Source organism: Actinoplanes sp. NPDC024001, from assembly GCF_040638955.1.
Classification (GTDB): Bacteria; Actinomycetota; Actinomycetes; order Mycobacteriales; family Micromonosporaceae; genus Actinoplanes.
In genome coordinates this window covers 195,251-220,936 of the sequence record NZ_JBEZZB010000001.1, presented here as the reverse complement: position 1 = coordinate 220,936, position 25,686 = coordinate 195,251, and the positions used below count along the sequence as shown (strand labels likewise).

The following is a 25,686-nucleotide window of genomic DNA, read 5'->3' as shown; positions in this document are numbered from 1 at the left end:
CGGTCGACTGGGAGCAGGCGCGCCGCCTGGCGTACCGGGCGGGCCGGGACGCCGCGGCCGGTGCCGAGGAGATCGCGCTGGCGGAGGCGGACGGCCGCACCCTGGCCGAGCCGCTGCGGACCCTCACCGACCTGCCGGCCTTTCCCACGTCGAGCATCGACGGCTGGGCGGTCCGCGGCGCCGGCCCGTGGCGGCCGGTCGGCCGGGTGCTGGCCGGTGGGACGCCGCCGCCGCTGACCGGTGACGGCACCTGCGTCGAGATCGCCACCGGCGCGATGGTGCCCGACGGCGCCTCCGCCCTGGTCCGGATCGAGGACTCGACCAACACCGGCGGCCTGGTCTCCGGCGAGCCGCGCCGGGTCCCCGACTGGCGGCTGCCCGGCGAGGAGGCAAAGCAGGGCGAGGAGTTGCTGCCGGCCGGGACGGCCGTCGACCCGGCGGTCGTCGGCGTCGCCGCCACCTGCGGTTACGAGACGCTGCGGGTCTTCCCGGAGCTGCGCGCCGCGCTGCTGGTCTTCGGCGACGAGCTGCTCACCTCCGGCCCGCCCGGGTCCGGCCGGGTCCGCGACTCGCTGGGCCCGCAGGTGCCCGGCTGGCTGCGGCGTTACGGCGCGACCGTGGCGGGCGTGACCGGCCCGGTCAAGGACACCCTGGCCGCGCACCTCGACGCGATCCGCGCCGGGCTGGAGGCCGCCGACCTGGTCTGCACCACGGGCGGCACCATGCACGGCCCGGTCGACCACCTGCACCCCGCGCTCGCCGAGCTCGGCGCCGAATACATCGTGAACACCGTCGCGGTGCGGCCCGGCTTCCCGATGCTGCTCGCCCGGGTGCCCGGCCCGGACGGCCGGCCGCGGTTCCTCGCCGGTCTGCCCGGCAACCCGCAATCAGCGGTGATCGCCCTGGTCACGCTCGTCGCCCCGCTGCTGGCCGGGCTGCGCGGGCGGGAGCTGCCGGAGCTGCCCCGGGTGGAGGCGGCGAGCCCGGTGCCGGGTCGCGGTAACTTCACCCACCTGGCCCTGGCCGCTCTGGACGCCGACGGCCGCGCCGCGAAGCCGGTCGGGCACGTCGGGTCGGCGATGCTGCGCGGGCTGGCCAACGCGCACGGCTTCGTGGTCGTCCGGCCCGGCACCCAGGCCGAGGCCGGCGATCTGGTTCCCTTCCTGCCCCTTCCGCTGCTGCCCGGGGAGCGATCGTGACAGTTACCGCTGGAGTGGTGGCGCGTGCCGAGGTCGTCGACGAGACGCTGGACCTGGCCGCGCACGAGGCGGCCGTCGCCGACCGCAAGGCCGGCGCCGTCGTCTCCTTCCAGGGCGTCGTCCGTGACCACGATCACGGCCGGGGCGTGACCCTGCTGGAGTACGAGGGCCACCCGAGCGCCGCCGCGATCCTGCGTGAGGTGGCCGAGAAGATCGCCGCCGACCCGGACGTCTACGCGGTCGCCGTGTCGCACCGGATCGGCACGCTGCAGATCGGTGACGTCGCCCTGGTCGCCGCGGTCAGCACGGCCCACCGGGCGGCGGCTTTCGCGGCCTGTGCCCGCCTGGTCGACGAGGTCAAGGCGCGGCTGCCGATCTGGAAGCGCCAGGTCTTCCTGGACGGCACCGACGAGTGGGTCAACTGCCCCTAGCTTCTGGCTCCCCGCGGCACCGGGATCGCGGGTGGCCGCTTCACCGGGCGGCGGACCGGGATCGCCGACGCGCTGCCGTGCCGCCAGGGCAGCGCGTTGACCAGCAGGATCAGTGCGAGCGCGAGGCCGGTCCAGCCGTAGGCCCAGTGCGGGGCGGCGAGCAGCAGGACGTAACAGAGCAGGGCGACCACGGCGAAACCGGCGCCGGCGAACCGGGCCGAACGCGGCAGCCGCACGCTCAGCCGGCGGCGCATCGCCGCGTCGGCCAGGATCAGCACGGCCGGGATCAGCCAGACCGTCTCGGCCTGCCCGGTGACCGGTCCGGCCACCGCGCCGGTGAGCGCGACCAGGGTGAACGCGGCGATCTCGTCGCCGTCGGCGTGCGCGGAACGGGCCCGGATCAGGCCGACCGCCAGCATCAGCACCCCGAACGAGAACCAGACCAGCACCGGGGGCGTGGCGAACCCGTAGAGCCGGGCCAGCACGCCGGCCAGGGACTGGTTGTCCGGCGCGCTGATCGGCGCCACCCGGTCCAGTTCCCACAGGACCGTGCCGTACCAGGTCAGGGTCTCGTCGGGGGCGATGAGCAGGGCGCCCAGCGTGACCGCGACGGCGGTGCCGAGCGCGGTCAGGGCGGCCCTTCGCTGCCGGGTGATCAGCAGATAGCCGATGACCAGGACGGGAGCCATCGAGAGCGCGGTGGCCAGGCCGGTGCCGACGCCGGCCCAGGCGCCGGTCGCCCAGGCACGGCGTGCCCGAGCGTACGGCGAGCGGTCCCGCGCCGACTGCGAGGCGGGGCGGGCCGGCCACCAGGTCGCCCGGCTCCGTGCCCAGGCGGCCCGGCGCAGTGCCACCAGGTCGGCCACGACCAGCCCGAAGAGCAGCAGGTCGGGGCGGCCGAGGCCGAACGTGGCGCGGACCGGGCCGGTGAGCATCGCCAGGGTCGCCACGGCCAGCACGACCGTGGAGCGGCGGTGGCCGTATCGCCGGGCGATCGGGCCGGCCAGTATCACCGTCGCCAGCACCAGCGCGGTGACGCCGGCGAGCGCGAGCAGCCATCCGGCGACGGGCAGCGGGAGGACGGCGAGGGGCGTCAGCAGCAGGGCGAGGGCCGGGGAGAGGGCGGCGCTGGTCTCGCCACCGGGGACGCGGTAGGCGTACAGGCTGTCGCCGGCCAGCCAGCCCCGGATCGCCGCCAGTTCCACGGCCAGCGTGCTCAGCCCGTACCGCTGAATGCAGACAGTGATGAGTGCGAGCGCGCCGAGGCAGCCGAGAGTGGCCACCGTGATCCGCGTGCGCGCAGCGCGACGCGCACCCCTGTCGATTGCCGGCATGGCGCGACCCCCGTCTCGTCCCCCGGGCACGGCACGACGTGTCGCTCTGGCCCGCCCGGGTTTCGCAACGAAACGGGCGGGAGAGACGGCAGGTCGCAAGCCGGGCGGAAGCGAGCTTAGAAGGCGCAGACCGACCGCGCGGCCCCTCGTCCGCTTTAACGCAAAGGCCGCTTATAGGTTGTTATTCGGGCAATCCAGACAGACTCGGTTGCGCACACCGGGTGCGCCAACCGGTTCACGCCTGCGGCGCGAGACCGGATCAGCCCGGCAGCTTGCGAGCGGCGGTCGCGGAGATCGCGGCGATCTTCGCTTCGCGCTTCGCGGTACGCATCGCGCGCCGCACCGAGCGTTGGGACCGGTCGACGGCGTGACTCAGCGTGCGCTGGCTGCGGTCCACGGCGTGGGTCGTGCGGTACCGCAGACTCGGCCGGCCCTCGGTGTCCGCCGCGGCGAGCAGCAGGCCGCCGAGCAGGCCCAGGTTCTTCAGGAAGTGCACCTGCTGGCCGGCCCGCTCCTCCTTGGGCACCGCCCAGAACGGGTGGCCGGCGACGGTGGTCGGGATCAGTCCGGCCGCCAGGAAAGCCGCGGCGGGACGGGTGAAATGTCCGGTCGCCAGCGCCAGCCCGGCGACCACGTCGCCCGCCGCCTTCGCCCGGACCAGCGTCTCCGGATCGGTGGGCAGGCGTGGATCGGTCTTCTCCAACAGCGGACCGACCCGGTCGGTGACCCGGCGAGCCGCCTGGACGCGGCCCTCTCCGGGACTGATCAGCACGCGGACCCCGCTGATCACGAAGATCGAGGCGAGCATGGCTCGGGCTGCAGTGCGAACGGGCTTCATGGATTTCGTTATACCCGTAACGGCGTGCTCACACCGGCTGCGTTCTGAGGTATCGGCCGAAGTGCGGGACGGTGAACGCCACCGTGCCGCGCTCGCCCGAGTAAATGAGTCCCTTTTTGATCAGCGCGTCCCGGGCCGGCGAGAGGCTGGCGGGCTTGCGGCCCAGCGACGTCGCGATGTCCGAGGTCGGCACCGCCGCGTCCATGTCGTTGCCGGGATCGCTGGAGAGCGCGGCCATCGCGCGCATGTACTCCCGCTCGGCCGGCGTGGCCCGCTCGAACCGGGAACCGAAGAACCCGACCGCCAGCTCGCCTTCGGCCTCGGGCGCGGCGACGCGGACATCGTCCGCGGTGATCGGCGTCTGCGGCGCGTGGTCCCAGGTCGCTTTTCCGTACGCCTGCACGAAGTACGGGTACCCACCGGACTTCTCGTAGAGCAGGTCGAGCGCCTCCTGGTCGTAGTCGACGCCCTCGCGCTCGGCCGGCACCCCCAGCGCCAGATCGGCCGCGTCCCGGTCGAGCCGGTCGATCCGCTGGTAGCGGAAGAGGCGCTCGGAGTAGGACTTGGCCGCGGAGAGCACCGCCGGCAGGTGCGGCAGCCCGGCGCCCACCACGATCAGCGGGGCGCCCAGCTGGGAGAGCTCGTGGCAGGCCGCGCAGAGCGCCGACACGTCGGTCGCGCTCAAGTCCTGCATCTCGTCGATGAACAGGGCGATGCCGGTGCCCACGTCGGTGGCGAGCGAGGCGGCGTCGGTGAAGAGCTCGACCAGGTCGATCTCGATGTCGCCGGAGTCAGCGCGGCCGCGGGCCGGCGGCACGTCGATGCCCGGAGCCCAGCGGTCGCGCAACTTCGCGTTACCGTCGTTGGAGCGCAGCGCGAAGGCCTTGAGTACGCCGAGCACCTCGTCCACCCGGTCCGGGTCGCGGTGGTGCGGGGCCAGCTCGCGGATCGCCATGTGCAGCGCGCCGGAGACCGGGCGGCGCAGCGACTGGTCCGGTCGAGCCTCGATCTTGCCGGTGCCCCAGAGCCGGCCGATCGCCGCCGAGCGCAGCGTGTTGAGCAGCACCGTCTTGCCGACACCGCGCAGGCCGGTGAGCACCAGGCTGCGCTCCGGGCGGCCGCGGGCCACACGTTCCAGGACGACGTCGAAGGCGTCCAGCTCACGACCGCGCCCGGCCAGCTCGGGTGGGCGCTGGCCGGCGCCGGGAGCGTAGGGATTCCGCACCGGATCCACGCGTAGCACCGTATCGGGCCATCTAGCGTCAACGCTAGAGTTTGCTCTCGATATCGCTCTACGGTCGTCTAGCACTGAGGCTAGATCACGCTAGACGGGCCCATACTCCTTGAGGCACAGGACGAAATCGACGTCGTCGTACTCTGTGTCGTAGTAGTACCAGTTGGTGTAACCCGTCACCTTCGCGCACTTGCTCATCGCGTCCTTGTCGCCGGTCGTGCGCCCGTCGATTCGCTTCAGCACCTGGTAGGTGTTCGCCGCGCAGATCACGATCCGCAGTTTCGGCTCGGCGTTGCTGCCCTCGTTCTGGACGCACTGACCCTTCACGGCGAACCGAGCGTCCTCGCTGGTCTGCGGGCGCGGGCCGTAAACCGGGGCGGCGGACGGCGCGGCGGCCGGCGTGGGTTTCTTCTCCTCGCGGCCCAGCAGAAACCAGGCGGTCGTGGCGAGACCGCCACCGACCAGCACGCTCAGGAACGCCACCAGGGCACCCATCGCGAAACCCCGCCGGACCGGCTGCGGCGACGGCCAGGGCTGGGCGGGTGCGGCGTACGGCTGCTGCTGGGGGATCTGTGCCGGTGGGGTCCAGGACGGCTCTTGGCCCTGCCAGGGGTCGGACGGTTCCGCGTACGGCTCGTCGGGGCTGTTACCCGGCCATGGCGGACCGGGGTACGGCCCGTTCTGCGACATCGGGTCCCTCCTTCGCTGCCTGCCACCGTAGCGTGCGGATCGGAACCTGCCCGTGCCGGAATCGCGGGGACGAATCGTACCGGCTGTCGGCAATGTGATCCCGGTCCGCCCGGCGGGACGTTACGTTCCACGATCGTGTCGACACCAATCGTGATCATGGCGGCGGTCTTCGGTGGGGCGGCGGCCGCGTTCCTGCCCCGGGTGGCGGATCGGCTGGCGGTCCCGTACGGAGAGGCGTCGCGCACCGCCTGTGCCCGCTGTGGCCGGCGTTTCCCAGCCGGGGTGACCGGCTGGATCCGCGCCGGCGCGGCCTGCGGCTGCGCCCGCGGTGCCCGGCCGGTGATCGCATCCGCCCTGGTGGCAACGGTGCTGACGGTCGCGCTCGGTCCGGTGCCGCGCCTGCCGGTGCTGCTGGTCGCCGGGGTCCTCGGCGCGCTGCTGGCGATGATCGACGTGCGCTGCCTGCGGCTGCCCGACCCGCTGGTGTGCGGCCTCGCGGTGAGCGCCGGGGTGCCGCTGGCGCTGCTCGCACCGGAGCGGATCGGCACGGCGCTGGCCGCCGGGGCCGTCGTCGGCCTGGCCTATCTGGCGATCGCCCTGCTGCCGGGGCGTGGACTCGGACTGGGCGACGTCAAGCTCGGCGCGGTGCTGGGGCTGCTGCTCGGGTTCGGTGGCTGGCCGGCGGTCGCCGTCGGGCTGGGCGCGGCGCACCTGCTCAACGGCGTGGTGGCGGGCTGGCTGCTGATCAGCGGGCGGGCGCGGGGTGCACGCGCCCTGCCCTTCGGGCCGGCCCTGCTGACCGGTGCGCTGATCGGCCTGGTCGCGGTCTGAGCCGCGGTCACAGCAGCCGCAGCTGCCGGTCCCTCGGGCGGCTCGGCGCGGACTCGCCCAGGCGCTCGAACAGACCGGAGTCGATCACGTCGAGGAACGGCGTCGGGGCCTGCTCCCGCTCACTGCCGTGCCGGGTCCGCTTCGCCGAATGGCTCACGAACAGGCGGTCCTGGGCGCGGGTGAGGCCCACGAAGAAGAGCCGCCGTTCCTCGGCGACGTCGTCGTCGGACGGGGTCTGACCCGGCCAGCGCAGCGGCAGCAGACCGTCCTCGCAGCCGACCAGGAAGACCACCGGGAACTCCAGGCCCTTCGCGGCGTGCAGGGTCAGCAGGTTGACCGCCTCGGCACGCGGGTCGAGGGCGTCCACCTCGGCGCCGGTCGCCAGTTGCTGCAGGAACAGCGGCAGGTCCTCGCCGACCCGGTGGGCCAGCGGCATCAGCAGATCCGCGGCCGCCCACACGTCCTCGGGGGCGATCTGGTCGCCGTCCAGGGTGGGTGCCGCGTACCTCTGCGCCAGCAGCTGCGCGGCCTGCTTGACCCGCACCGGCAGCGGCCCGGCCGGGCCGCCCGCGTGCCGCAGCTCGCGCGCGATCACCTGGACGCCGGCGCGGTCGCGCAGCCGGTTGTGCGAGCGCTTCTGCACCGGGATGCCGGCCCGGGACAGCGCTTCGACGATCGGGCCGGACTGCGCATCGGTGCGGTACAGCACCGCGATGTCCGAGAACGACAAGTTGCCGACGGGGGTGGCGCGGGAGTCGACGCGTCCCGAGTCGAGCGAGCGGTGGGACAGGCCGCCGACCAGCTCGTCGATCGTGCGCACCACGAAATCGGCCTCGTCCGAGACGCTGCGCGCCGGGTAACGGCCCACCAGCGCGGCCTCCGGATCCAGCCGGGCCGGATCCAGCCGCCGGCCGTTCACCAACGACGACGGGGCGATGGCCTGCACGGCGGCGGCCAGGATCGGCGCCGACGACCGGTAGTTGCGGGTCAGGCGGACCAGGCGGGCGTCGACGAAGTCCTGGTTGAAGCGGAGGAAATACCGTACGTCGGCGCCGCGGAACGAGTAGATGGCCTGGTCGGGGTCGCCGATCGCGCACAGGTTGCCGTCCGCCGGGCTGAGCAGGCGCAGCAGCTCGTACTGCAGCTCGTCGACGTCCTGGTACTCGTCCACGAAGATCCACTGCCAGCGCCGGCGGTACTTCTCGACCAGCGCCGGGTCCTCGCGCAGCAGCGCCACCGGCACGCTGATCAGGTCGTCCAGGTCCACCAGATCCTGCTGGCGCAGCAGCTTGCGGTAGGCGCTGTCGTCGTCGCCGGCCTGCTCGCGGGCCTGCGCCTGCTCCTGCTCGTCGGCGATCCGCCAGCCGGAGCCGAGGCCGGCCGCCTTGGCGTTCTCCTTCAGCACGGTCAGGCCGAGCGAGTGGAACGTGCCGACCGTGATGTCCTCGGCCACGTCACCGAGCAGCGCCTCGAGCCGCTCCTTCAGCTCGGCGGCAGCCCGCCGGGTGAAGGTGATCGCCAGGCAGCGCTCCGGGAAGACACCCAGCTCGGCGCAGAGGTACGCGATGCGGTGCGTCAGCGTCCGGGTCTTGCCGGTGCCCGGGCCGGCGACGATCAGCAGCGGACCGCCCGGCGCGGACGCGGCCACCCGCTGCATCGCGTCGAGCCGGTCCAGCAGGCCGGTGCCGACCTCCTCCATGCCGGCGAGCATCGGCTCGAACGGCTCGTGCGGACTCGGCGGCGGCGCGAGCGGCGGCGGGGCCGGCTTCTCCTTCGCCGGCTTGGCCTTCGGCTTCGGCTTCTCCTCCTTGGCCTTCGGTTTCTCCGCCGGGAAGTCGAACAGCGTCTCCATCTGCGGGGCGCTGTTCCGGTTCCGCAGCTCACCGGGCTCGAAAAGGGTGATCACGCCGTACTCGCCGTCGTACCCCGGCACCCGCCGCACGTCGCCGCGCCGCAGCCGGGTGATCGCCTCGCGCAGCTCGTCGCCGCCCGCCTTGCCGATCTCGTCGACCGGGACCTTGCGCAGGATGTCCAGCTCCGCGCCGAGAGTCGCGACCAGGTGGTTGAGCTGGGCCTCCACCGTCTTCGACTTCGGGCCGACGCCGTGGATCTCGCCGAGGATCTCGTGCAGCTGGATCAGGTGCTCGACGTGGACGGGTTTATCAGACTCAGTCTTCTGGAAACCGCGCGGGCGGTCGGCCAGGTCCTCGACCCGGCTCAGCACGCCGACGGTCAGCGGGCGGCCACACTCCGGGCAGCGGCCGCCGGCCTCACGGGTGCGCTCGGGCTCCCAGTTGATGCCGCAGGCGCGGTGGCCGTCGGCGTGGTACTTGCCCTCCTCCGGGAAGAACTCCAGCGTGCCGGCCAGGCCGATGCCGTCGCGGACCGCGAAGTAATCCGGGGTGCCGGTGAACAGCGTCGCCTCACGGGCCAGTGCGGCCGGCGAGTGCGCGTCCGAGTTCGACACCAGGCGGTAGCGGTCGAGGCTGGAGACGCGCCAGTTCATCTCCGGGTCGGAGGAGAGGCCGGTCTCCACGGCGGTGACGTGCTCGGCCAGGTCGGCGTAGCAGTCGGCGATCGCGTCGAAGCCGGACTTGGAGCCGAGCGCGGAGAACCACGGGGTCCAGATGTGCGCCGGGATCAGGTAGCCACCGGCCTCCAGGGTGATCTCCAGCAGGTCGCGGGAGTCCAGCCCGAGGATCGGCCGGCCGTCGGCGGTCAGGTTGCCGATCCGGGCCAGCGCGGTATTGATCTTGCCGACCGACTCGAAGTCCGGCGCGTACAGCAGGTGGTGGACCTTGCGGGTGCGGTCGTCCCGCTTGTAGATCGTCGAGATCTCCACGCTGAGCATGAAGCGGGCCGGGTCGGTGCCGCGCAGCGAACCGGGTAGGCGCTTCGTCACCGGCTTCTCGTCCGTCAGCCGGAACAGGCCCGGCTCGGCCGGCTCCAGGCTCTCCCGCAGGTGCTCGAACCAGGCCGGATGGGTGAAGTCGCCGGTGCCGAGCAGGGCGATGCCCTTGCGGCGTGCCCACCAGGCCAGGTTCGGCAGTGTCAGGTCACGGCTGCAGGCTCGCGAATAACGCGAGTGAATGTGGAGGTCCGCGACATATGCATCAGCGGTCACCTCCACGCTCCGCATCCTGTCACGGCCGTCGGTGCCGCCACGAATCGCCACGCTCAAACACACTTACCGATCTTGATGGATTACTTCACACGCAATTCGATGACGGTGACCTGCGGGGGCGCGCCGACCCGGACCGGTGGACCCCAGAAACCCGCGCCGTTGGTCACGTAAACCGGCACGCCGTCCACCTCTCCGAAGCCGGAGACTACCGGTTGTTGCAACTTCACGAGGAAGTTGAACGGCACCATCTGACCGCCGTGCGTGTGACCGGAGACCTGCAGATCGACACCGTAGGGTGCGGCCTCCTTCGCCGCCACCGGCTGGTGTGCCATCAACACGACCGGGCGGTTCCGGTCCCGGTCGCCGAGGGCGCGGGCGAAGTCCGGGGCGTCGCCGAACTCCTCGCCGTTCAGGTCGTTCACGCCGGCCAGATCCAGGCCGTCGATCTCCAGCCGCTCGTTGCGCAGCGGCCGCAGGCCGAGCCGGGCGACCTCGTCGACCCACTGCTCGTGGCCGGAGTAGTACTCGTGGTTGCCGGTCACGAAGAACGCGCCGTGCCGGGACTCGATGCCGGCCAGCGGGGCGGCGAACCGGCCCAGCTCCGCGACGCTGCCGTCGACCAGGTCACCGACGACGCAGACCAGGTCGGCGTTCACCGAGTTGATCACCTGGACGATGCGCTGGGCGTGGTTGACGCCGGTCAGCGGGCCGATGTGAATGTCGGAGACGACGGCCAGCCGGGTGCCGTCCATGGCTCGGGGGAGCTTGGCGAGGGGGATCTGGACGCGGTCGATCTGGGGGGTGCCGGTGGCGGTCTTCACGCCGTAGCCGGTCACGCTGGCGGCCGTCAGGCCGGCGAAGATCGCCGCGCCGCGGGCGAGGAGGAGGCGGCGGTTCATGACTTCGTCGGGTTGGCCTTCGCCCTCACCTCCGGAGGCGGAGCCGGCATCGCTGGCGGTCGTGCCGGCCGTCCCGGCCGTCCCGGCAGTCCCGGTGGTGCCGGCGGTCCCGGCGGTCCCGGTGGTGCCGGCCGTCCCGGTCGTGCCGGCCGTCCCGGTCGAGCTGGCCGTGCCGACTGCGGCTTCCTGTCCGCTGGTCGAGGTGCTGTCGGCGGTGCCCGATTCAACAATTCGGGCGTCACCCGACGTGGCGCTTGCGGTGGTCACGGGGATGGACCCTGCGGCTTGGGCGGTGGCTGGCGTCGTGCCGCTCGCGCTCGTCAAAGTGACTGGCTGTGTGCCAGTCGATGCAGGGCCGCCGGTCGGCTTGGCCGCGGCTTTCGGGCGGGCCCGCTTCACCCACAGCAGCATCGCGGCCAGGCGCGGAAGCTCCAGGGCGGCGAGCGTCACGAGCAGGTAGAACATGACCGCGATCCACATGTACCCCGGCCAGGAGAGCCATTTGAAGTGGCCGTTGCGGACCCCGATCAGGGTCAGCGGGACCAGCAGGGCGAACAACACGATCAGCGCTGTGCCGACCCGGCGTCCCCACCCCGGCCGCAGCGTGTCACGCACCAGCCGCTTCCACAGGTAGTAGTGGATCAGGCCGATGATCAGCAGGACCACCGCGACGAAGCCCAACGAAAACCCTCCCCCAGATGGCCGTCCCCGGCCATGTGCGCAACAGCTTGCCGGAACAAGTGTCCCCGACTCGCAGCGGGCCTCCGCAGCTGCGGCGGACCCGCTCTCTCAGCCCTGTCTCAGCATTGCTGTGCCGTTGTCTTGCGATCATCCTTTGCCGCAGGTCCGCAGGTCCGCAGGTCCGCAGGTCCGCAGGTCCGCAGGTCCGCAGGTCCGCAGGTCCGCAGGTCCGCAGGTCCGCAGGCCGGGAGGTCGGCAGGTCAGCCAGCGGAGGCACCCTGCCGAGGTAACGACCCGACGTGATTGCCGCATCGGCTGCTTGCTTCCGAAGTTCGCTGCCGCTGCCGCTGCCGCTGCCGCTGCCGCTGCCGCTGCCGCTGCCGCTGCCGCTGCCGCTGCCGCTGCCGCTGCCGCTGCCGCTGCCGCTGGTCTTGATCGTGAGCTCGGGGTCGGGGCCGGCGTCGGAGGTGCGGCCAGCGATGAATTCAAGGGCGTGCCGACTCGGACTGGTTGGCTTCTCCCGGGTGTGCCCGCATCTCCGCGTGATCTGGCCACCGACCGGTCAGGTACCGGGCGACCAGAGCAGCATGCGACAGCGGACTGGACTCATCCGCCAGATCACCGTTGGTGGTGTAGTCGAGCAACACCAGCCCACCACCAGCGATCTCCCGCAGCCGCTCCACCAGATCCGGAACCCGGTGCTCGAGCACCCACCGGTAGGCCGGCAGATAGATCAGCTCCCGTGCTGCCCGATAGCCGAGAAGCCGGTCACCGCGCAGGCCGGCGCGATGCCCCCGCACCACGCCGTAGCGGCGGACGGTCCGTTTGAGCCCGGTCATGCTCGTCACCGCCAACTTCGACGGGTCCACATCATGACCCTCGAAGACCTTCAACGCCTGCCAGATGCCCTCGACCGACGCACTGACGGCGCCCGGCGTGAACGGCACCGGGATGCCACCGTGCGGATAGAACGGGCTCAGCCGAACCCACGGCTCCGGTGCCCGCGACGTCACGTCGACGATCGTGGCCTGCGGATAGGCGGCCCGCACCGATTCCGGCTTCCGCCGCCGGCTGGCAACCTCAACGAGCATGGACAGCATGCTGCCGGAGGGGTGTGACAAAAACTCCGCTCAGCCGCCGGCAAACGGCGGCAGGATGTCGACCGTCGCACCCGAGGGCAGCGCTGACTGCCGGTCGTGGCAGCTCAGCCCGTCCACCAGGAAGCTGGCCGCCTTCATCACCATCCCGAGCCGCTCGCCGTGCCGATCAACCAGCACCTGGGCGAGCTCCTCCAACGTCCCCGCCGCCACACTCTCGGACGAGACGCCACCGGCGGCCGCGCGGGCGCCGGCGAAATAGCGCACGGTGAGCACCGTTTCAGCCTCCGATCGCGGACATGGGACGAGCCGGCTGCAGGAACGTGGGGTCATCGATGCCGTGCCCGGCCCGCTTGCCGAACATGGCCACCCGCCATGCCGCAGCGATATCGGCGTCGGGGGCGCCGCCACGCAGAAGCTTCCGCAGATCGCTCTCCTCGGTGGCGAAGAGACAGTTGCGCACCTGGCCGTCGGCGGTGAGCCGAGTCCGGTCGCAGTCACCGCAGAACGGCCGCGTCACACTGGCGATCACACCCACCCGAGCCGGCTGACCAGCGGCATCGACGTGGCCCGGGACCAGCCAGGTCTCGGCCGGCGCTGTTCCACGTGAAACATCGTCGGGCTGCAGATCGAAGGGCGCCAACGCGGCGAGGATCTCTTCCGCCGTGATCATCTCGTGCCGGTCCCACTGGTGCTGGGCGTCCAATGGCATCTGTTCGATGAAGCGCAACTGGTAGCCATGCTCGAGCGCGAACCGCAACAGCGCCGGCGCCTCGTCGTCGTTGACCCCGCGCATCAGCACAGTATTGATCTTCACGGGCGTCAGGCCGGCCTCGACCGCCGCTCGCAGCCCGGCCAGCACGTCGGCATGGCGATCGCGCAGGGTCAGCGTGTGGAACCGTGCCGGGTCCAGGGTGTCGAGCGAGACGTTCACCCGATCGAGGCCCGCCTCACGCAGCGGCACGGCGATCCGGTCCAGCCCGATGCCGTTCGTCGTGACCGACAACCGTGGTCGCGGCTCGAGCTTCGCGGCCTCCGCCACGATGCGCACCAGCCCACGCCGGATCAGCGGCTCGCCGCCGGTGAACCGCACCTCGGTCACCCCGAGCTGCTCCACCGCGATCCGGACCAGCCGGATCACCTCGTCGTCGGTGAGCTGCTGCGGCTGCGGCATCCAGGCCAACCCTTCGGCCGGCATGCAATAGGTGCAGCGCAGATTGCACCGATCGGTCAGCGAGACGCGCAAATCGGTGGCGACGCGGCCGAAGCGGTCGACGAGCACCGTCACCGCCGCCACCGCGCTCGGGCGGATGATCTCCAGAAGAGGCTCACGAATCGAATCTAGCCGCTCGCGTCGCTCTGCGCCGCTACCCATATCGCCCTGTGGACAACGTGCCCGCGAGGTAGGGGGACAACGGGCCCGCGAGGTAGGGGACAACGAGCCCCGCGAGGTAGGGGCCACGTGCCCACGAGGAGGGCCGTTCGGCCTCGCTCGGGGTCGGAGTGCGACTCAGCGCGGGAAACGCCGACAGGCGGACGAGCCGCCAGCGCCGCGCGCAGCCAGCCCTGGTGCGCGACCTGTGCAGGGCTGCGCTGGCTGGGCCACGTCCGGCAGTGGTGCAGAGGCCTCGTCGGCCGGGGATCTCAGGTCAGCCGCGCAGCACTGTGTCGGCTGTGGCGCGCACCGCGCTGCGGTAACCGCCGCCGAAGGCTGCGGTGTGCACCAGCAACAGATGAAGCTGATGCAGCGGCACACGCGCCCGCCACCCCTCCGCCAGCGGCCACACCTCCTGATACGCCGCCAGTATGCGATCCAGGTGCGGCACCCCGCCGAACAGCGCAAGCGTCGCCAGGTCCGTCTCTCGATGACCACCATGCGCAGCCGGATCGACGAGCCACCCCCGCCCGTCCGCGCCCCACAGAAGATTGCCCGGCCACAGATCCCCGTGGATTCGCGCGGGCGGCTCCTGCCCTCCGTACGACTCGATGGTGTTGATGACCTGCTCGACCACCGCAACGTCGGCGGCGGAAAGCGCACCCCGATCACTGGAAGTCCGCAGGTAGGGCAGCAGGCGCCGGGCCGCGAACCAGGAGCCCCACGCGCCGGTCTCCGGCGTGTTGTCCAGCCGGAGCGGACCGATGTAGCCCGCCCAGCCGGCGCCGAAGGCGTCGGCGCCGGCCCGATGCAGGCCGGCGAGGTCGTGGCCGAAGCGTTCCGCAGCCGCAGCGGACGGCTCGCCCGGCTCGATCCACTCCATCGCGAGCAGATCAGGAAGGGCCACCAGCACCTCCGGAACCGGCACCGAACCCGCCTCGCGCAACCAGGCCAAACCGGCTGCCTCCGCGGCGAACATGCCCTCCGGCGCCGGATCGGACGGCCAGGTCTTCGCGAACAGCGACGAGCCGTCGTCGAGGGTCAGCCGGCTCGCCTGGCACACGCCACCGCCCACCGGCGTCTCGCGGATGCGCTGGTGAGTGAGAAATGTCGGGAGGTGCTGCGGGTGCGCGCGCAGGTACGCCAGGTCCACGGGGTTATCTTCCGCTTCTGATGACGGACGTCCCAAATCAAGGGCAAGATGGCGACATGACCCCTGTCGCGGTCCGTTCATATCGCCCGAGTGACCACTCCGCAGGTCGGCGCCTGTGGACGGAGCTCACCCGGCAGCACAACGAGATGTACGGGGAACACACTGACGACGGCGGCGCCGGCTTCGAGGAGTATCTGACCAGGCTGGACCTTTCCGGACTCTGGGTCGCCGACCACGCCGACGATGGGGTCATCGGCATGGTGGGTCTGATCATTCGCGGGCGAGCCGGCGAGGTCGATCCGGTGGTGGTCACGATCGGTCACCGGCACAAGGGCGTCGGGCGGCGCCTGCTCCAGCATGTCGCGGCCGAGGCGAAGAAGCGGAACATGACCGCGCTGACGATCTCGCCGGAGTCCCGCAACGTCGAAGCCATCCGCAGCCTGCACGCGGCCGGTTACGACGTGGTCTCCTCGATCGAGCTGACCATGGATCTGGACCGGCACACCCACGCCTGGAACGAGGAGGGACTGCAACTCCACGAGTTGCCGTTCCGCTCCTAGCTGCACCTTTCCCCGGCCCGCCTGTGGACGGGCCGGCGTGTCGTCCACAGGCACGAACTTCGGCACGCGAGCGGGTCCGCGCGGCGGCGAGGCTGCCTGCCATGACCGCCGAATGCGCCCTCGTCATCCGCACCCCGTCCGAGCTCATCGCCGCCCTGCCCTACCTGCTGGGCTATCACCCGGCGGACAACGTGGCGATCGTCGGGCTCACCGGTTCACGGGTCGACTTCGGAGCGTGCTACGACCTGCCGCCGCCCGACTGCGACGAGGCCGACGCCCGCGCCGTGGCGACGATCATCGCCGAGACGGTCGCCCGGCAGGAGGCGGCGTCGGTCGTGATCGTCGGCTTCGGTCCGGCTCACCGGGTCACTCCAGCTGTGCTGCGGCTCACGCGCGCATTGACAACCGCGAGCGTACGGGTGGACGACGCCATGCGGGTGACCAACAACCGCTGGTGGTCGTACCTCTGTGACGACCCGCGCTGCTGCAGCCTGGACGGCACCCCGTGCCTGCCCGAGGACAGCGTGATAGCCGCCGAGGCGACGTTCCGCGGCCACGTCGCCCTGCCGAGCCGCCGCGACCTGGTGGCGCAGGTGGCACCCGTCGACGGCCCGGAGCGCGCCGCGATGGCGGCCGCCACTGAGCGGGCTCGCCGGCGGTTCACCGACCTGCTGGCCGACGATTCGCTCCCCGACGACCGCGACACCGGGCGGTACGGGCGGCTGATCCGGCGGGCCGGCCGCACCGCGGTGCGCGATGCCGAGCGGCGCTACCGGGCCGGCCGCACCCTCACCGACGACGAGGTCGCCTGGCTCGGTGCGCTGCTGGCGGACAAGGCGGTGGAGGACTACGCGCTCGACCGCGCCGACCCGGACGAGTGGCGGATCCGGCTCTGGACCGACGTGCTGCGCCGGGTCGAGCCGGCGTATGTGCCGGCACCCGCCTGCCTGCTGAGCTTCACCGCGTGGCGGTCCGGCCGCGGCGCCCTGGCCCGGGTGGCTGTCGACCGTGCCTTGCGCCAGGAGCCGCAGCACCAGCTGGCCACGCTCCTGCACAGCCTGCTCGGGATCGGCATCTCCCCGCAGATGGCGGTGCCCAGCCTGCGACCGAGGAACGGCGGCGGCCCCCTCCGCGGGTTCCGCCGCCGCACCAAGTGAAGCCGCCGCACCAAGTGAAGCCGCCGCACCAAATGAGGGCCGCCGCAGTGAAGCAGCAGGTGAAGCCGCCGTCAGGGACGCTCGGTCTCCTGCCGGATCGTCTCCTCACCCAGGTCGACCGGGCCGGAGCGCAGCGTCGCCGCCGGCGTCGGGTTGTCCGCCACCTGGTTCAGGCCGGGCACCCGGTCCTCGATGACGAAGCTGGCCCGGGTGTGCGCCGCCGCACCCGGCGTCGTCACGAAAGGCAGCACCACGAAGTCCGCGGTGAGCGAGTCCGCAGCGATCTTCGTCCGGACGTAACCGCGCTGGTTGTTGTAGAAGCGCAGGTGCGGGTTCCACGCCGCCCAGGTGTGCTTGCCGCTCGGCACGTCGGCGCCGTTGCCGCCGGAGGTGATCGACGAGCAGACCAGCTCGGTGCCGACGGTCTTCGAGGTCGGGTCGTTCCAGTCGAGCTTGAGGTCGTCGGCCCAGTGCGCGTGCACGTCGCCGGTGAGCACCACCGGGTTGCGGACCCCGGCCTCCACCCAGCCGCGAGTGATCCGGTCCCGCGAGGCCTGGTAACCGTCCCACGAGTCCATGCTGAGCACCTTCTGCGGACCCGAGTTGTTGTCGCGCTGCCCGAAGAAGACCTGCTGGCCGAGGATGTCCCAGCGGGCGACGGACCGGCGGAAACCGTCGAGCAGCCAGGCCTCCTGCTCGGCGCCGGTGATGCTGCGCGCCGGGTCGGAAGCGGCCGGGCAGTCCTTGTAACCGTCCCCGCAGCCCTGGTCGTCGCGGTACTGACGGGTGTCGAGCATGTGGAAGGTGGCCAGCCGGCCCCACTGCAGACGGCGGTAGAGCTGCATGTCGATGCCGCGCGGCACGGAGGTCCGGCGCAGCGGCATGTTCTCGTAGTAGGCCTGGAAGGCGGCCGCCCGGCGAGCCAGGAAGTTCGGGTCCGGCGCCTCCGGCACCTCGTCGGCCCAGTTGTTCTCGGTCTCGTGGTCGTCCCAGACCACGGCCCAGGGCGCGACGGCGTGTGCGGCCTGCAGGTCGGCGTCGGTCTTGTACTGGGCGTGCCGCTGGCGGTAATTCGCCAGCGTGACGGTCTCCGGGCCCTGGTGGTCGCGCGGGTTGCCGCCCGGGATGTTGTAGGTGTCCGGGGCGTACTCGTACTGGTAGTCGCCGAGGTGCAGGATCAGGTCCGGCTCGTCCTCGGCCAGCCGCCGGTAAGCGGTGAAGTACCCGTGCTCGTACTGCGAGCAGGAGACGAAGGACATCGCCAGCGTCCCGCCCAGCGCCCAGGGCAGCGGGGAGGTGCGGGTCCGCCCCACCGGCGAGGTGTAACGCTCGGCGTGGAAGCGGTAGAAGTACTCCCGGCCGGGGAGCAGACCGTTCAGTTCCACGTGCACGCTGTGTGCGGACTCGGGGCGGGCGGTCACCACACCCCGGCGGACCACCCGGCGGAACCGCTCGTCGGCGGCGAGTTCCCAGATCACCCGGACGTTGCGGGACGGCATTCCGCCCAGGCCGTCCTCGGCGAGCGGGGTGGGGGGGCGAGCCGGGTCCAGAGCACGAAACCGTCCGCGTCGGGGTCACCGGAGGCGACGCCGAGGGTGAACGGATCAGAGGTCAGTGGCCCGCGGTACGGAGCGGCCTGCGCGGCCAGCGGCCAGATCGTGGAGGCCCCGGCGGCTCCGGCAGCGGCGGAACTGAGCAGCAGTGTGCGGCGCGAGATCGGCATGCACCGCAGCCTCGCGGCAATGGATGACGGTAGATGCGATCACGACTTACCAGTACAGAAACCTCAGATGACGCGCTGGGCTCCGGAGTAGACATTCATCCGCGGCTCGCGGAGGAAGCCGACCAGGGTCATGCCCGCCTCCTCGGCCAGGTCCACGGCGAGAGTGCTCGGCGCCGACACGGCCGCCAGCAGCGGCAACCCGGCCATCCACGCCTTCTGGGTGAGCTCGAAACTGGCCCGCCCGGAGACCAGCAGCACGTGCCCGGCCAGCGGCAGCCGGCCCTCACGCAGCGCCCAGCCGAGCACCTTGTCGACGGCGTTGTGCCGGCCCACGTCCTCGCGGAGCACCAGCAGGTCGCCGGTGGGGGTGAAGAGGCCGGCGGCGTGCAGTCCGCCGGTGCGGTCGAAGGTCCGCTGTGCGGCGCGCAGCTTGCCGGGCAGTTCGGCGAGGACCCGGGCCGGGATCTCCATCGGGTCGGCCGTGACGTCGAAGAGCGAGCGGGTCCGCACCGCGTCGACGCTCGCCTTGCCACAGACCCCGCAGGAGCTCGTGGTGTAAAAGTTCCGGCTCGGGTCGGTCACCGGCGGCGGGACGTGCGGGTCGAGCACGATGTCGACCACGTTGTAGGTGTTCGGCGTGTCCGTGCCGGCGCAGAGCTGTGCCGTCACCACGTCGTCGGCCTTGCCGATCACACCCTCGCCGAGCAGGAAACCCATGGCTAGATCGAGGTCGTGGCCGGGGGTGCGCATGGTCACCGCCAGCGGCTGCTTGCGGATCCGGATCTCCAGCGGCTCCTCGGCGGCCAGCTCGTCCGGGCGGCGCCGGACGGCCGGCGATGCGCCGACGTCGATGCTCACCACCATGCGGCGCGCCGTGTTCCTGCCCATGGGCGGAGCTTACGACTCGCTGCTAACTGAGCGCGCGGTCACGTCCGGCACGCGCTCGGGATACGGTACTCACGTGGGGGGATTTGCGGCGGTGGTACTGGCTGGCGGTGCGGCGCGGCGCATGGGTGGGGCCGACAAACCGACTTTGCCGGTCGGCGGCCAGTCCATGCTGACCCGGGTGCTCGCGGCGGTTCATGACGCCGATCCACGGGTCGTGGTCGGCCGAGTGCCTCCCGACCTGCCGGTTCAGGTGCATGTGACGCGCGAGGAGCCACCGGGCGGCGGGCCGGTCGCGGCGGCCGCCGCGGGGCTGGCGCTGGTGCCGGAGAACATCGCGTTCACCGCGCTGCTCGCCGCCGATCTGCCGCTGCTGACCGGCGAGGCGATCGACGTGTTGCGGCTCACCATGGAGTCCGCGCCGATGGAGGGCGCCGTCTACCGGGACGCCGAGGGTCACCTTCAGGTGCTCTGCGGGGTGTGGCGCACCGCGGCACTGCGCGCGGCGGTCAACCGTCTCGCCGAGGAGCGTGGCAGCCTGCACGGCGCGCCGGTGCGGGAGCTGCTCAACAACCTGCGGATCGCCGAGGTGTCGTGGCGCCGTCCGGGGCCACCGCCCTGGTTCGACTGTGACACCGACGACGACCTGCGGACGGCCGAGGAGTGGGCGAGATGAACGAGTTAGATGCGTGGCTCGCCGCGGCCGGGGCCGAACTCGGCGTCTCCCCGGACGAGGTGCCGTCGAAAGAGCTGCTCGACGTCGCCCGGGACGTGGCACACAACGTCCTGCGTCCGGGCGCGCCGGTCACGGCGTACCTGATGGGCCTGGCCGTGGGGCGCGGCCTGGCGCCCGCGGAGGCCGCCGCGAAGATCAGCGCGCTGGCGCTGGCGTGGCCGCAACGCCGAGGCTGACGACCCCGGCTCCAGGATGGAGCGGCGCTCGATAGGGTGACGGGGACGGAGGTGCGATCATGACGGCAGAAGGCGCCGGCGAAACGTCCGAGGGCGTGTTGCTCGACGAACCGACCACGGCTGACCTGAAGGCCAAGGTGACCCTGGCGTGGCGCGAGTTCGCGCACTCGCTGGCCACCTTGCTGCCGACGCTGCCGCCCAGCGCGCACGTCGACATCACCCTGGATCCGACCGCTTCCGGCACCGGCACGGCGGTCTACTCGGTGAGCATCCGTGTCCTGCCGGACGGTGTGGTCGAGGCGCTCGCCGTGGGCAACGCGGAGCTTCCGGCGGAGTTCCGGATGGACCGCGCGGCCGTCGCCGACCTGGTCGCGCTCGGCTGGTCGCCGCCCGGTGTGCTGCCCGGCTCGGGCGACTCGTTCGGGATGCGCTCCTCGCAGGAGAAGGCGACGCAGCTCGCCACCGTGGTCTCCCGGACGCTGCGGGACGTCTACGGCGCGCCGCACCCGGCCTTCCTCGTGTACCTGGTGCACGACGAGGAGGACGAGCCGATCGACACGGCGCCGCTGGGCACCGCCCGGCACGAGCCGAGCATCGACAGCGACCTGAACCTCGACGACCTGGACGACGACGACGCCCTCGAGGCGGCCCTGGCGACCGTGTCCGAGGACGTGGTTCCGCTGGAGGAGCGGGTGCGCACGGTCGTCGCCACGATGTCCAAGACCACGGTCGACCAGCTGCAGGTCGATGCGGACGGCGACGTCGGCATCCGGGCCGGCTCGGCGATGGTCTTCGTCCGGGTGCGTGACAACCCGCCGCTGGTGGACGTCTTCTCGCCGATCCTGACCGAGGTCGAGCCGACCGAGCAGCTCTACGTGAAGCTCTCCGAGCTGACCAACCGGATGCCGATCGGCCGGCTGTACTGCGCGCAGGACACGGTCTGGGCCTCGATCCCGGTGTTCGGCCGCAACTTCCAGGCCATCCACCTCATGCTGGCGGTCCAGGTGATGACCGGTCTCGCCGACGAGCTGGACGACCGGCTGCACGGCGAGTTCGGCGGCAAGCGGTTCTTCGGCGAGGGCGACAAGCCGGTGCCGGCCAAGGAGCCGAAATCCGACGAGCACCGCCCGGGGATGTACCTCTAGAGCGGCGGCACCGCGGTGGGTGTCTCCACCAGCCGCGACAGCACCACCATGCTGCGCGTCGACGTCACGAACGGCTCGGCGCGCAGCCTCTCCAGCGCCTGCTCCAGGTGCCCGATGTCGGCGGCGCGCAGGTGCACCAGCGCGTCGGCCTGCCCGGACACCGTGTAGGCGCCGACCACCTCGGGGTGTCGCCGCGTGGCCACGGTGATCTGGGCCGGCGTGGTGCGCCCGGTGCAGAAGAGCTCGACGAACGCCTCGGTGGTCCAGCCGACGGCGGCCGGCTCGATCACCGCGGTGAATCCCTTGATCACCCCGCTGGAGCGCAGCCGGTCGACCCGCCGTTTCACGGCCGGCGCGGACAGCGAGACCTTGGCTCCGATCTCGGCATACGAAGCGCGGGCGTCAGCCACCAGCAGCGCAATGATTCGCTGGTCAACGGGGTCCATCTGCAACGATTCGCCTCCGAGGAGCAAGGTTTCTGGCTGTTTGCTGCAACGCAGCCTACCTACTCTTGAACCTCATGAACCACTTCGAGCGCTTGCCGCGAAACCGGACATATCTGATGTGTCCACCTGAGCATTTCACGGTCGAGTATGCGATCAACCCGTGGATGGACACCGCGGTCACGGTCGACACCTCCCTGGCGCTCAAGCAGTGGGATGCCCTGCGCTCCACGCTCACCGACCTCGGCCACGTGGTGCACGTTCTCGACCCGAAGCCGGGCCTGCCGGACATGGTCTACTCCGCGAACGGGGCCTTCTCCGTCGACGGCACCGTCTACGGCGCCCGTTTCCGGCACCCGCAGCGCGCCGACGAGGCCTCCGAGCACCGCGCGTTCTACCTGTCCGGCGGCGAGTGGCGGTTCGTCGCGCCGGAGCACGTCAACGAGGGTGAGGGCGATTTCGCCTACCTGCCCGCGGCCTACGGCGGCATCGTCCTGGCCGGTTACGGCTTCCGCACCGACCCGGCCGCGCACGCCGAGGCCCAGGAGGTGCTGGGCCGCCCGGTGATCTCCCTGAAGCTGGTCGACCCGGCGTTCTACCACCTGGACACCGCCCTGGCCGCGCTCGACGACCGGCACGTCACCTATTACCCGGGCGCTTTCTCACCGGCCTCGCAGCGGGTCCTCGCCCAGCTCTTCCCGGACGCGGTGCTCGCCGACCGCGCCGACGCCGAAGCGTTCGGCCTGAACCTGGTCAGCGACGGCCGGCATGTGATTCTCAACACCGAGGCGGTGGCGATGGGTCACAAGGTCCGTGAGGCCGGCTACCTCCCGGTGCACGTCGATCTCTCCGAGCTGAAGCGCGGTGGCGGGAGTGTCAAATGTGCCGTAGCCGAACTGCGGTCCTGAGCAAGCGTGCGCAAAGATGGATCGCATGACCGACGACACTCGCACCACTGAGCACAAGGAAGACGGCTCCGTCATCGTCGTGGGCCCCGACGGCCGGCCGATGGGCACGGTCGAGGAGGACGGCACGCTCACCCCGGAGGAGCCGGGCAACCTCATCGAGCAGCCGGCGAAGGTCATGCGCATCGGCAGCATGATCAAGCAGCTCCTGGAAGAGGTGCGGGCCGCTCCGCTGGACGAGGCGAGCCGTGGCCGGCTGCGGGAGATCCACCAGCGGTCCATCGCCGAGCTGGAAGACGGCCTCGCGCCGGAGCTCCGCGAGGAGCTGGAGCGGCTGTCCCTGCCGTTCGAGGGCGAGACCCCGCCCAGCGAGGCCGAGCTGCGGATCGCCCAGGCCCAGCTGGTCGGCTGGCTGGAAGGCCTGTTCCACGGCATCCAGGCCGCGCTGGTCGCCCAGCAGATGGCCGCCCGCCTCCAGCTCGAGCAGATGCGCGGCGGCGTCCCCGGCCGCCCGGCTCTGCCGATGGGCGCCGGCGGCATCCTCCCCGGCAAGCAGGGCGGCGACATCCCCGGCCGCACCGGCCAGTACCTCTGAGCGCCACCCGGCGGTCATGTCAAAACCGCCGGGGTACGCCTACCCCTCCCCGCCGGAGCCGTGTCCTCCCGTGGCTACCCCGCGGTCAGGCAGGCCCTCCCGGCCCCAGCGCGCCCGCCGGGCTTGAGCAAGCCCTAACTCTCACCCCGCACCCGATCTTGACCGGCTGCGCCCGACCGCTGTCCCGCGCGCCCAGACCCGCCCCGGCGGTCAGCCGTGCCCTCCAGCTGCGCGTGGGTGCTGCTTTGAGCGTGTGGATGCGGTCCTGGCGGTCAGCCGTGCTGTCCGGCTGTGCGTGGGTGCTGCTTTGAGCGTGTGGATGCGGTCCTGGCGGTCAGCCGTGCTGTCCGGCTGTGCGTGGGTGCTGCTTTGAGCGTGTGGATGCGGTCCTGGCGGTCAGCCGTGCTGTCCGGCTGTGCGTGGGTGCTGCTTTGAGCGCGTGGATCCGGGCCAGGCGGTCAGCCGTGCCGTCCGGCTGTGCGTGGGTGCTGCTTAGAGCGCGCGGACGCGGTCCTGGCGGTCAGCCGGACCGTCCGGCTGTGCGTGAGTGCTGCTTCGGCCTGCTCGAGAGGACATCGGCTCAGCCCGGGCCGCACCGCATCCGACAGCGGCACGCAAGCGGGCGAGGGTGCGCTGCGCGAGGCGACGCGGAAGTGGGTGGTTCGAGAGCTGGCGCAGGACGGCGACCACGAGCCCCGGCATGCGTGCTTAAGCCCGGCGGTCGCCGGACGGCCTGGCGGGAATGCCTGGGTCGCGTGGTCGCCACGGGCGGTGTAGCTGCGGTTGGGGGCCGTCTCGGGCGTACCGGAAAGGGGTTAGAGGTTGAAAGCGTCCCGCAGGTAGCGCGCCACGCCGTCCTCGTCGTTGGTCAGGGTCGTCTCGTCGGCGACCGCGCGCAGCGCGGGATGCGCGTTGCCCATGGCGACGGCGTGGCCGGCCCAGGTCAGCATCGGGATGTCGTTGGGCATGTCGCCGAAGGCGATGACCTGGTCGGCGGTGACGCCCTCGCGCTCGCAGAGCCAGGCCAGGCCGGCGGCCTTGGTGACGCCCGCGGCGGAGATCTCCACCAGCGCCGACGACGAGGAGCGGGTCGCCTCGGCGATGCCGCCCAGGGTGCCGCTGACCAGCTCCAGGAACTCGTCGGGGTCGGCGGTCGCGGAGCGGGCCAGCAGCTTGACGGCCGGCACGGAGGTCAGCTCCTCGGGGGAGGCGATCACCTGGACGCGGTGATCGTGCTCCCAGCGGATTTCCCAGGTCGGCTCGTGGGCGAACGAGCGCCCGTCGTCGATCTCGACGGCCAGGGAGACGTCGGGGATCGCGTCGCGCAGGCGTTTCGTCACGTCGAGCAGCAGGTCGACCGGCAGCGACTCGGCGCGCAGCACCTGGTCGGTGTCGGGATCGTAGATGACCGCCCCATTGGCGCAGACCGCCGGCAGCGGTGCCGGCAGCTGATCGTAGAGCTGGTCGAGCCAGCGCAGCGGACGCCCGGTCACCAGGACCACGGGGACCGGAACCTGATCGAGCACGTCGCGGGTGCGCTTGCTGAGGGTGCGCTCGCTGGTGATCAGGGTGCCGTCGATGTCCGTGGCGACCAATCGGATATCACGGGGTTGCTTCGGTTTTTCGCTGCGGGTCGACAGAGCTGCCATCACCTCGACAATAGCCGGTCCAGGAAGACGGCCACGCCGTCCTCGTCATTCGTGAGCGTCACCGTGTCAGCGGCCGCGAGCACCTCGGGGTGGGCGTTGGCCACCGCCACCCGGCCCCAGCCGGCCCAGCCGAACATCGGCAGGTCGTTGGGCATGTCACCGAAGACCAGGACGTCGGCCGGGTCGACCCCGACGGCCTCGGCGACGACGGCCAGGCCGGTGCCCTTGTCGACGTCAGCCGGGCAGATCTCCAGGTAGTCGAGGCCGGCCTGGGTGACCGTCGCCACCTCCGGCGGGACGATCCGGCGGGCCACCGCCAGCAGGTCGTCGACGCCCAGCTCGAACGAGCGCGCGAAGGCCTTGATCACGTCGCCGGTGAGGCACTCGGCGCGGGTCCGCGACTCGACGGTCACCGGATAGCGCCAGGTCGGGTCGTAGTCGCCCCAGAGCGGCGAGTCGTCGTGCTCGAGGGCTTCGAACATCACCGAGAGCGGGCCGGCCGCCGACTCCAGGGTGCCGAGGACCTCGCCGAGCACCGGGCCGGGCAGCCGGGACTGCCGCAGGTAACGCGCCTCCGCCTGGTCGAGCACCCAACCACCCTGGGCCAGCACCAGATAGTCGGCGACCCGGATGTCGTTGCGGGTGAGCGAGGTGAGACGCGGGCCGCGCCCGGTGGCCGCGACGATCCGGATGCCCGCGCTGCGGACCCGGTCGAGAACCTCGTGCGTGAACGCCGAGACGGTGTCGTCGCTGCGGACCAGGGTGCCGTCGAGGTCAGTGGCGATGAGCTTGGGAAGCCCAGGCTTGAGCATCGATACCTCCGAGG

General features: G+C 71.7%; 26 protein-coding genes. 10 read left to right on the top strand and 16 right to left on the bottom strand.

Annotated elements, in window-relative coordinates; translation table 11 throughout:
• Nucleotides 1-26 precede the first annotated feature (26 nt).
• Both AB0F81_RS01125 and AB0F81_RS01120 read left to right on the top strand, forming a co-directional pair.
• The gene (locus AB0F81_RS01125; protein WP_360189074.1) at nt 27-1,199 is read left to right on the top strand and encodes a molybdopterin molybdotransferase MoeA; all 1,173 of its coding nucleotides are present in this window, start codon (nt 27-29) and stop codon (nt 1,197-1,199) included.
• Entirely contained in the window at nt 1,196-1,630 is a 435-nt protein-coding gene (locus tag AB0F81_RS01120; protein ID WP_360189033.1) for a molybdenum cofactor biosynthesis protein MoaE, read from the top strand. Before AB0F81_RS01125 ends, AB0F81_RS01120 begins: the two co-directional genes overlap by 4 nt.
• Here AB0F81_RS01120 and AB0F81_RS01115 read toward each other — a convergent pair.
• The 4 genes from AB0F81_RS01115 to AB0F81_RS01100 form a co-directional block, all read right to left on the bottom strand.
• Complete coding sequence (locus AB0F81_RS01115; protein WP_360189030.1) at nt 1,627-2,913, bottom strand: glycosyltransferase 87 family protein; 1,287 nt, start codon at nt 2,911-2,913, stop codon at nt 1,627-1,629. The two genes, AB0F81_RS01120 and AB0F81_RS01115, sit on opposite strands and share 4 nt — an antisense overlap.
• Nucleotides 2,914-3,223: 310 nt before the next feature.
• A complete protein-coding gene (locus AB0F81_RS01110; protein WP_360189027.1) occupies nt 3,224-3,802 on the bottom strand; it encodes a DoxX family protein in 579 nt (192 codons plus the stop codon).
• A 28-nt stretch (nt 3,803-3,830) separates the two neighbouring features.
• Nucleotides 3,831-5,036, bottom strand: a complete 1,206-nt coding sequence (locus tag AB0F81_RS01105) for an ATP-binding protein (protein ID WP_360189024.1) — start codon at nt 5,034-5,036, stop codon at nt 3,831-3,833.
• Between the two features lie 90 nt (nt 5,037-5,126).
• Nucleotides 5,127-5,726, bottom strand: coding sequence for a hypothetical protein (locus AB0F81_RS01100; RefSeq protein ID WP_360189021.1), 600 nt, complete (start codon nt 5,724-5,726; stop codon nt 5,127-5,129).
• A gap of 135 nt (nt 5,727-5,861) precedes the next feature.
• Between AB0F81_RS01100 and AB0F81_RS01095 the strand changes: the two genes are divergently transcribed.
• Nucleotides 5,862-6,557, top strand: a complete 696-nt coding sequence (locus tag AB0F81_RS01095; RefSeq protein WP_360189018.1) for a prepilin peptidase — start codon at nt 5,862-5,864, stop codon at nt 6,555-6,557.
• Between the two features lie 7 nt (nt 6,558-6,564).
• Here the strand turns inward: AB0F81_RS01095 and AB0F81_RS01090 are convergent, their stop codons facing one another.
• The 6 genes from AB0F81_RS01090 to AB0F81_RS01065 all read right to left on the bottom strand — a co-directional run bounded on the left by AB0F81_RS01090 (nt 6,565) and on the right by AB0F81_RS01065 (nt 14,886).
• Entirely contained in the window at nt 6,565-9,696 is a 3,132-nt protein-coding gene (locus tag AB0F81_RS01090; protein ID WP_360189071.1) for a UvrD-helicase domain-containing protein, read from the bottom strand.
• A gap of 65 nt (nt 9,697-9,761) precedes the next feature.
• Nucleotides 9,762-11,261, bottom strand: a complete 1,500-nt coding sequence (locus AB0F81_RS01085) for a metallophosphoesterase (protein ID WP_360189015.1) — start codon at nt 11,259-11,261, stop codon at nt 9,762-9,764.
• A 485-nt stretch (nt 11,262-11,746) separates the two neighbouring features.
• Complete coding sequence (locus tag AB0F81_RS01080; RefSeq protein WP_360189012.1) at nt 11,747-12,352, bottom strand: hypothetical protein; 606 nt, start codon at nt 12,350-12,352, stop codon at nt 11,747-11,749.
• Nucleotides 12,353-12,391: 39 nt separating this feature from the next.
• Nucleotides 12,392-12,691, bottom strand: a complete 300-nt coding sequence (locus tag AB0F81_RS01075) for a MoaD/ThiS family protein (RefSeq protein WP_360189009.1) — start codon at nt 12,689-12,691, stop codon at nt 12,392-12,394.
• Nucleotides 12,639-13,655: a GTP 3',8-cyclase MoaA gene (moaA, locus tag AB0F81_RS01070; protein ID WP_360189068.1), complete on the bottom strand. Its 1,017-nt coding sequence runs from the start codon at nt 13,653-13,655 to the stop codon at nt 12,639-12,641. The genes AB0F81_RS01075 and moaA overlap by 53 nt, the downstream gene beginning before the upstream one ends.
• A gap of 352 nt (nt 13,656-14,007) precedes the next feature.
• Nucleotides 14,008-14,886, bottom strand: coding sequence for a fructosamine kinase family protein (locus AB0F81_RS01065; RefSeq protein WP_360189005.1), 879 nt, complete (start codon nt 14,884-14,886; stop codon nt 14,008-14,010).
• A gap of 56 nt (nt 14,887-14,942) precedes the next feature.
• On the opposite strand from AB0F81_RS01065, the gene AB0F81_RS01060 reads away from it, so the two are divergent.
• Complete coding sequence (locus tag AB0F81_RS01060; protein ID WP_360189002.1) at nt 14,943-15,446, top strand: GNAT family N-acetyltransferase; 504 nt, start codon at nt 14,943-14,945, stop codon at nt 15,444-15,446.
• 101 nt (nt 15,447-15,547) lie between these two features.
• Nucleotides 15,548-16,603 (top strand): DUF4192 domain-containing protein, encoded by a 1,056-nt coding sequence (locus AB0F81_RS01055; RefSeq protein ID WP_360188999.1) that lies wholly within the window; start codon nt 15,548-15,550, stop codon nt 16,601-16,603.
• Between the two features lie 71 nt (nt 16,604-16,674).
• Here AB0F81_RS01055 and AB0F81_RS01050 read toward each other — a convergent pair whose 3' ends face one another.
• The 3 genes from AB0F81_RS01050 to fdhD form a co-directional block, all read right to left on the bottom strand.
• On the bottom strand, nt 16,675-18,102 hold the full coding sequence (locus AB0F81_RS01050; protein WP_360188996.1) for an alkaline phosphatase D family protein: 1,428 nt from the start codon (nt 18,100-18,102) through the stop codon (nt 16,675-16,677).
• Nucleotides 18,078-18,326 carry a PhoD-like phosphatase N-terminal domain-containing protein gene (locus AB0F81_RS01045; protein WP_360188993.1) on the bottom strand — a complete coding sequence of 83 codons (249 nt, stop codon included), beginning with the start codon at nt 18,324-18,326 and terminating at the stop codon, nt 18,078-18,080. Before AB0F81_RS01045 ends, AB0F81_RS01050 begins: the two co-directional genes overlap by 25 nt.
• Nucleotides 18,327-18,389: 63 nt before the next feature.
• On the bottom strand, nt 18,390-19,214 hold the full coding sequence (gene fdhD, locus AB0F81_RS01040; RefSeq protein WP_360188990.1) for a formate dehydrogenase accessory sulfurtransferase FdhD: 825 nt from the start codon (nt 19,212-19,214) through the stop codon (nt 18,390-18,392).
• A 91-nt stretch (nt 19,215-19,305) separates the two neighbouring features.
• Between fdhD and AB0F81_RS01035 the strand changes: the two genes are divergently transcribed.
• The 3 genes from AB0F81_RS01035 to AB0F81_RS01025 are packed head-to-tail and all read left to right on the top strand — an operon-like array spanning nt 19,306 to nt 21,268.
• Entirely contained in the window at nt 19,306-19,887 is a 582-nt protein-coding gene (locus AB0F81_RS01035; RefSeq protein WP_360189065.1) for an NTP transferase domain-containing protein, read from the top strand.
• Nucleotides 19,884-20,123, top strand: a complete 240-nt coding sequence (locus tag AB0F81_RS01030) for a DUF6457 domain-containing protein (RefSeq protein WP_360188987.1) — start codon at nt 19,884-19,886, stop codon at nt 20,121-20,123. The genes AB0F81_RS01035 and AB0F81_RS01030 overlap by 4 nt, the downstream gene beginning before the upstream one ends.
• A gap of 59 nt (nt 20,124-20,182) precedes the next feature.
• Nucleotides 20,183-21,268 carry a hypothetical protein gene (locus AB0F81_RS01025; protein ID WP_360188984.1) on the top strand — a complete coding sequence of 362 codons (1,086 nt, stop codon included), beginning with the start codon at nt 20,183-20,185 and terminating at the stop codon, nt 21,266-21,268.
• Here AB0F81_RS01025 and AB0F81_RS01020 read toward each other — a convergent pair.
• Nucleotides 21,265-21,720: an Lrp/AsnC family transcriptional regulator gene (locus AB0F81_RS01020; protein WP_360188982.1), complete on the bottom strand. Its 456-nt coding sequence runs from the start codon at nt 21,718-21,720 to the stop codon at nt 21,265-21,267. The genes AB0F81_RS01025 and AB0F81_RS01020 overlap by 4 nt on opposite strands.
• Nucleotides 21,721-21,779: 59 nt before the next feature.
• Here AB0F81_RS01020 and ddaH point away from each other — a divergent pair, with 59 nt between their 5' ends.
• Complete coding sequence (ddaH, locus tag AB0F81_RS01015) at nt 21,780-22,619, top strand: dimethylargininase (RefSeq protein WP_360188979.1); 840 nt, start codon at nt 21,780-21,782, stop codon at nt 22,617-22,619.
• 25 nt (nt 22,620-22,644) lie between these two features.
• Entirely contained in the window at nt 22,645-23,211 is a 567-nt protein-coding gene (locus AB0F81_RS01010; protein WP_360188976.1) for a bacterial proteasome activator family protein, read from the top strand.
• Between the two features lie 815 nt (nt 23,212-24,026).
• Here AB0F81_RS01010 and AB0F81_RS01005 read toward each other — a convergent pair.
• Nucleotides 24,027-24,860: an HAD family hydrolase gene (locus AB0F81_RS01005; RefSeq protein ID WP_360188974.1), complete on the bottom strand. Its 834-nt coding sequence runs from the start codon at nt 24,858-24,860 to the stop codon at nt 24,027-24,029.
• Complete coding sequence (locus AB0F81_RS01000) at nt 24,860-25,672, bottom strand: HAD family hydrolase (protein WP_360188972.1); 813 nt, start codon at nt 25,670-25,672, stop codon at nt 24,860-24,862. The genes AB0F81_RS01005 and AB0F81_RS01000 overlap by 1 nt, the downstream gene beginning before the upstream one ends.
• Nucleotides 25,673-25,686 lie beyond the last annotated feature (14 nt).

What these genes read in the sequence shown, in the direction of transcription:
- AB0F81_RS01110 (WP_360189027.1), bottom strand. Translation starts at nt 3,802, where the DNA reads ATGAAGCCCGTTCGCACTGCAGCCCGAGCCATGCTCGCCTCGATCTTC.
- AB0F81_RS01100 (WP_360189021.1), bottom strand. Translation starts at nt 5,726, where the DNA reads ATGTCGCAGAACGGGCCGTACCCCGGTCCGCCATGGCCGGGTAACAGC.
- AB0F81_RS01090 (WP_360189071.1), bottom strand. Translation starts at nt 9,696, where the DNA reads ATGCGGAGCGTGGAGGTGACCGCTGATGCATATGTCGCGGACCTCCAC.
- AB0F81_RS01080 (WP_360189012.1), bottom strand. Translation starts at nt 12,352, where the DNA reads ATGCTCGTTGAGGTTGCCAGCCGGCGGCGGAAGCCGGAATCGGTGCGG.
- AB0F81_RS01075 (WP_360189009.1), bottom strand. Translation starts at nt 12,691, where the DNA reads ATGACCCCACGTTCCTGCAGCCGGCTCGTCCCATGTCCGCGATCGGAG.
- AB0F81_RS01060 (WP_360189002.1), top strand. Translation starts at nt 14,943, where the DNA reads ATGACCCCTGTCGCGGTCCGTTCATATCGCCCGAGTGACCACTCCGCA.
- AB0F81_RS01055 (WP_360188999.1), top strand. Translation starts at nt 15,548, where the DNA reads ATGACCGCCGAATGCGCCCTCGTCATCCGCACCCCGTCCGAGCTCATC.
- AB0F81_RS01050 (WP_360188996.1), bottom strand. Translation starts at nt 18,102, where the DNA reads ATGCCGTCCCGCAACGTCCGGGTGATCTGGGAACTCGCCGCCGACGAG.
- AB0F81_RS01045 (WP_360188993.1), bottom strand. Translation starts at nt 18,326, where the DNA reads ATGCCGATCTCGCGCCGCACACTGCTGCTCAGTTCCGCCGCTGCCGGA.
- fdhD (WP_360188990.1), bottom strand. Translation starts at nt 19,214, where the DNA reads ATGGGCAGGAACACGGCGCGCCGCATGGTGGTGAGCATCGACGTCGGC.
- AB0F81_RS01030 (WP_360188987.1), top strand. Translation starts at nt 19,884, where the DNA reads ATGAACGAGTTAGATGCGTGGCTCGCCGCGGCCGGGGCCGAACTCGGC.
- AB0F81_RS01025 (WP_360188984.1), top strand. Translation starts at nt 20,183, where the DNA reads ATGACGGCAGAAGGCGCCGGCGAAACGTCCGAGGGCGTGTTGCTCGAC.
- AB0F81_RS01010 (WP_360188976.1), top strand. Translation starts at nt 22,645, where the DNA reads ATGACCGACGACACTCGCACCACTGAGCACAAGGAAGACGGCTCCGTC.
- AB0F81_RS01005 (WP_360188974.1), bottom strand. Translation starts at nt 24,860, where the DNA reads ATGGCAGCTCTGTCGACCCGCAGCGAAAAACCGAAGCAACCCCGTGAT.
- AB0F81_RS01000 (WP_360188972.1), bottom strand. Translation starts at nt 25,672, where the DNA reads ATGCTCAAGCCTGGGCTTCCCAAGCTCATCGCCACTGACCTCGACGGC.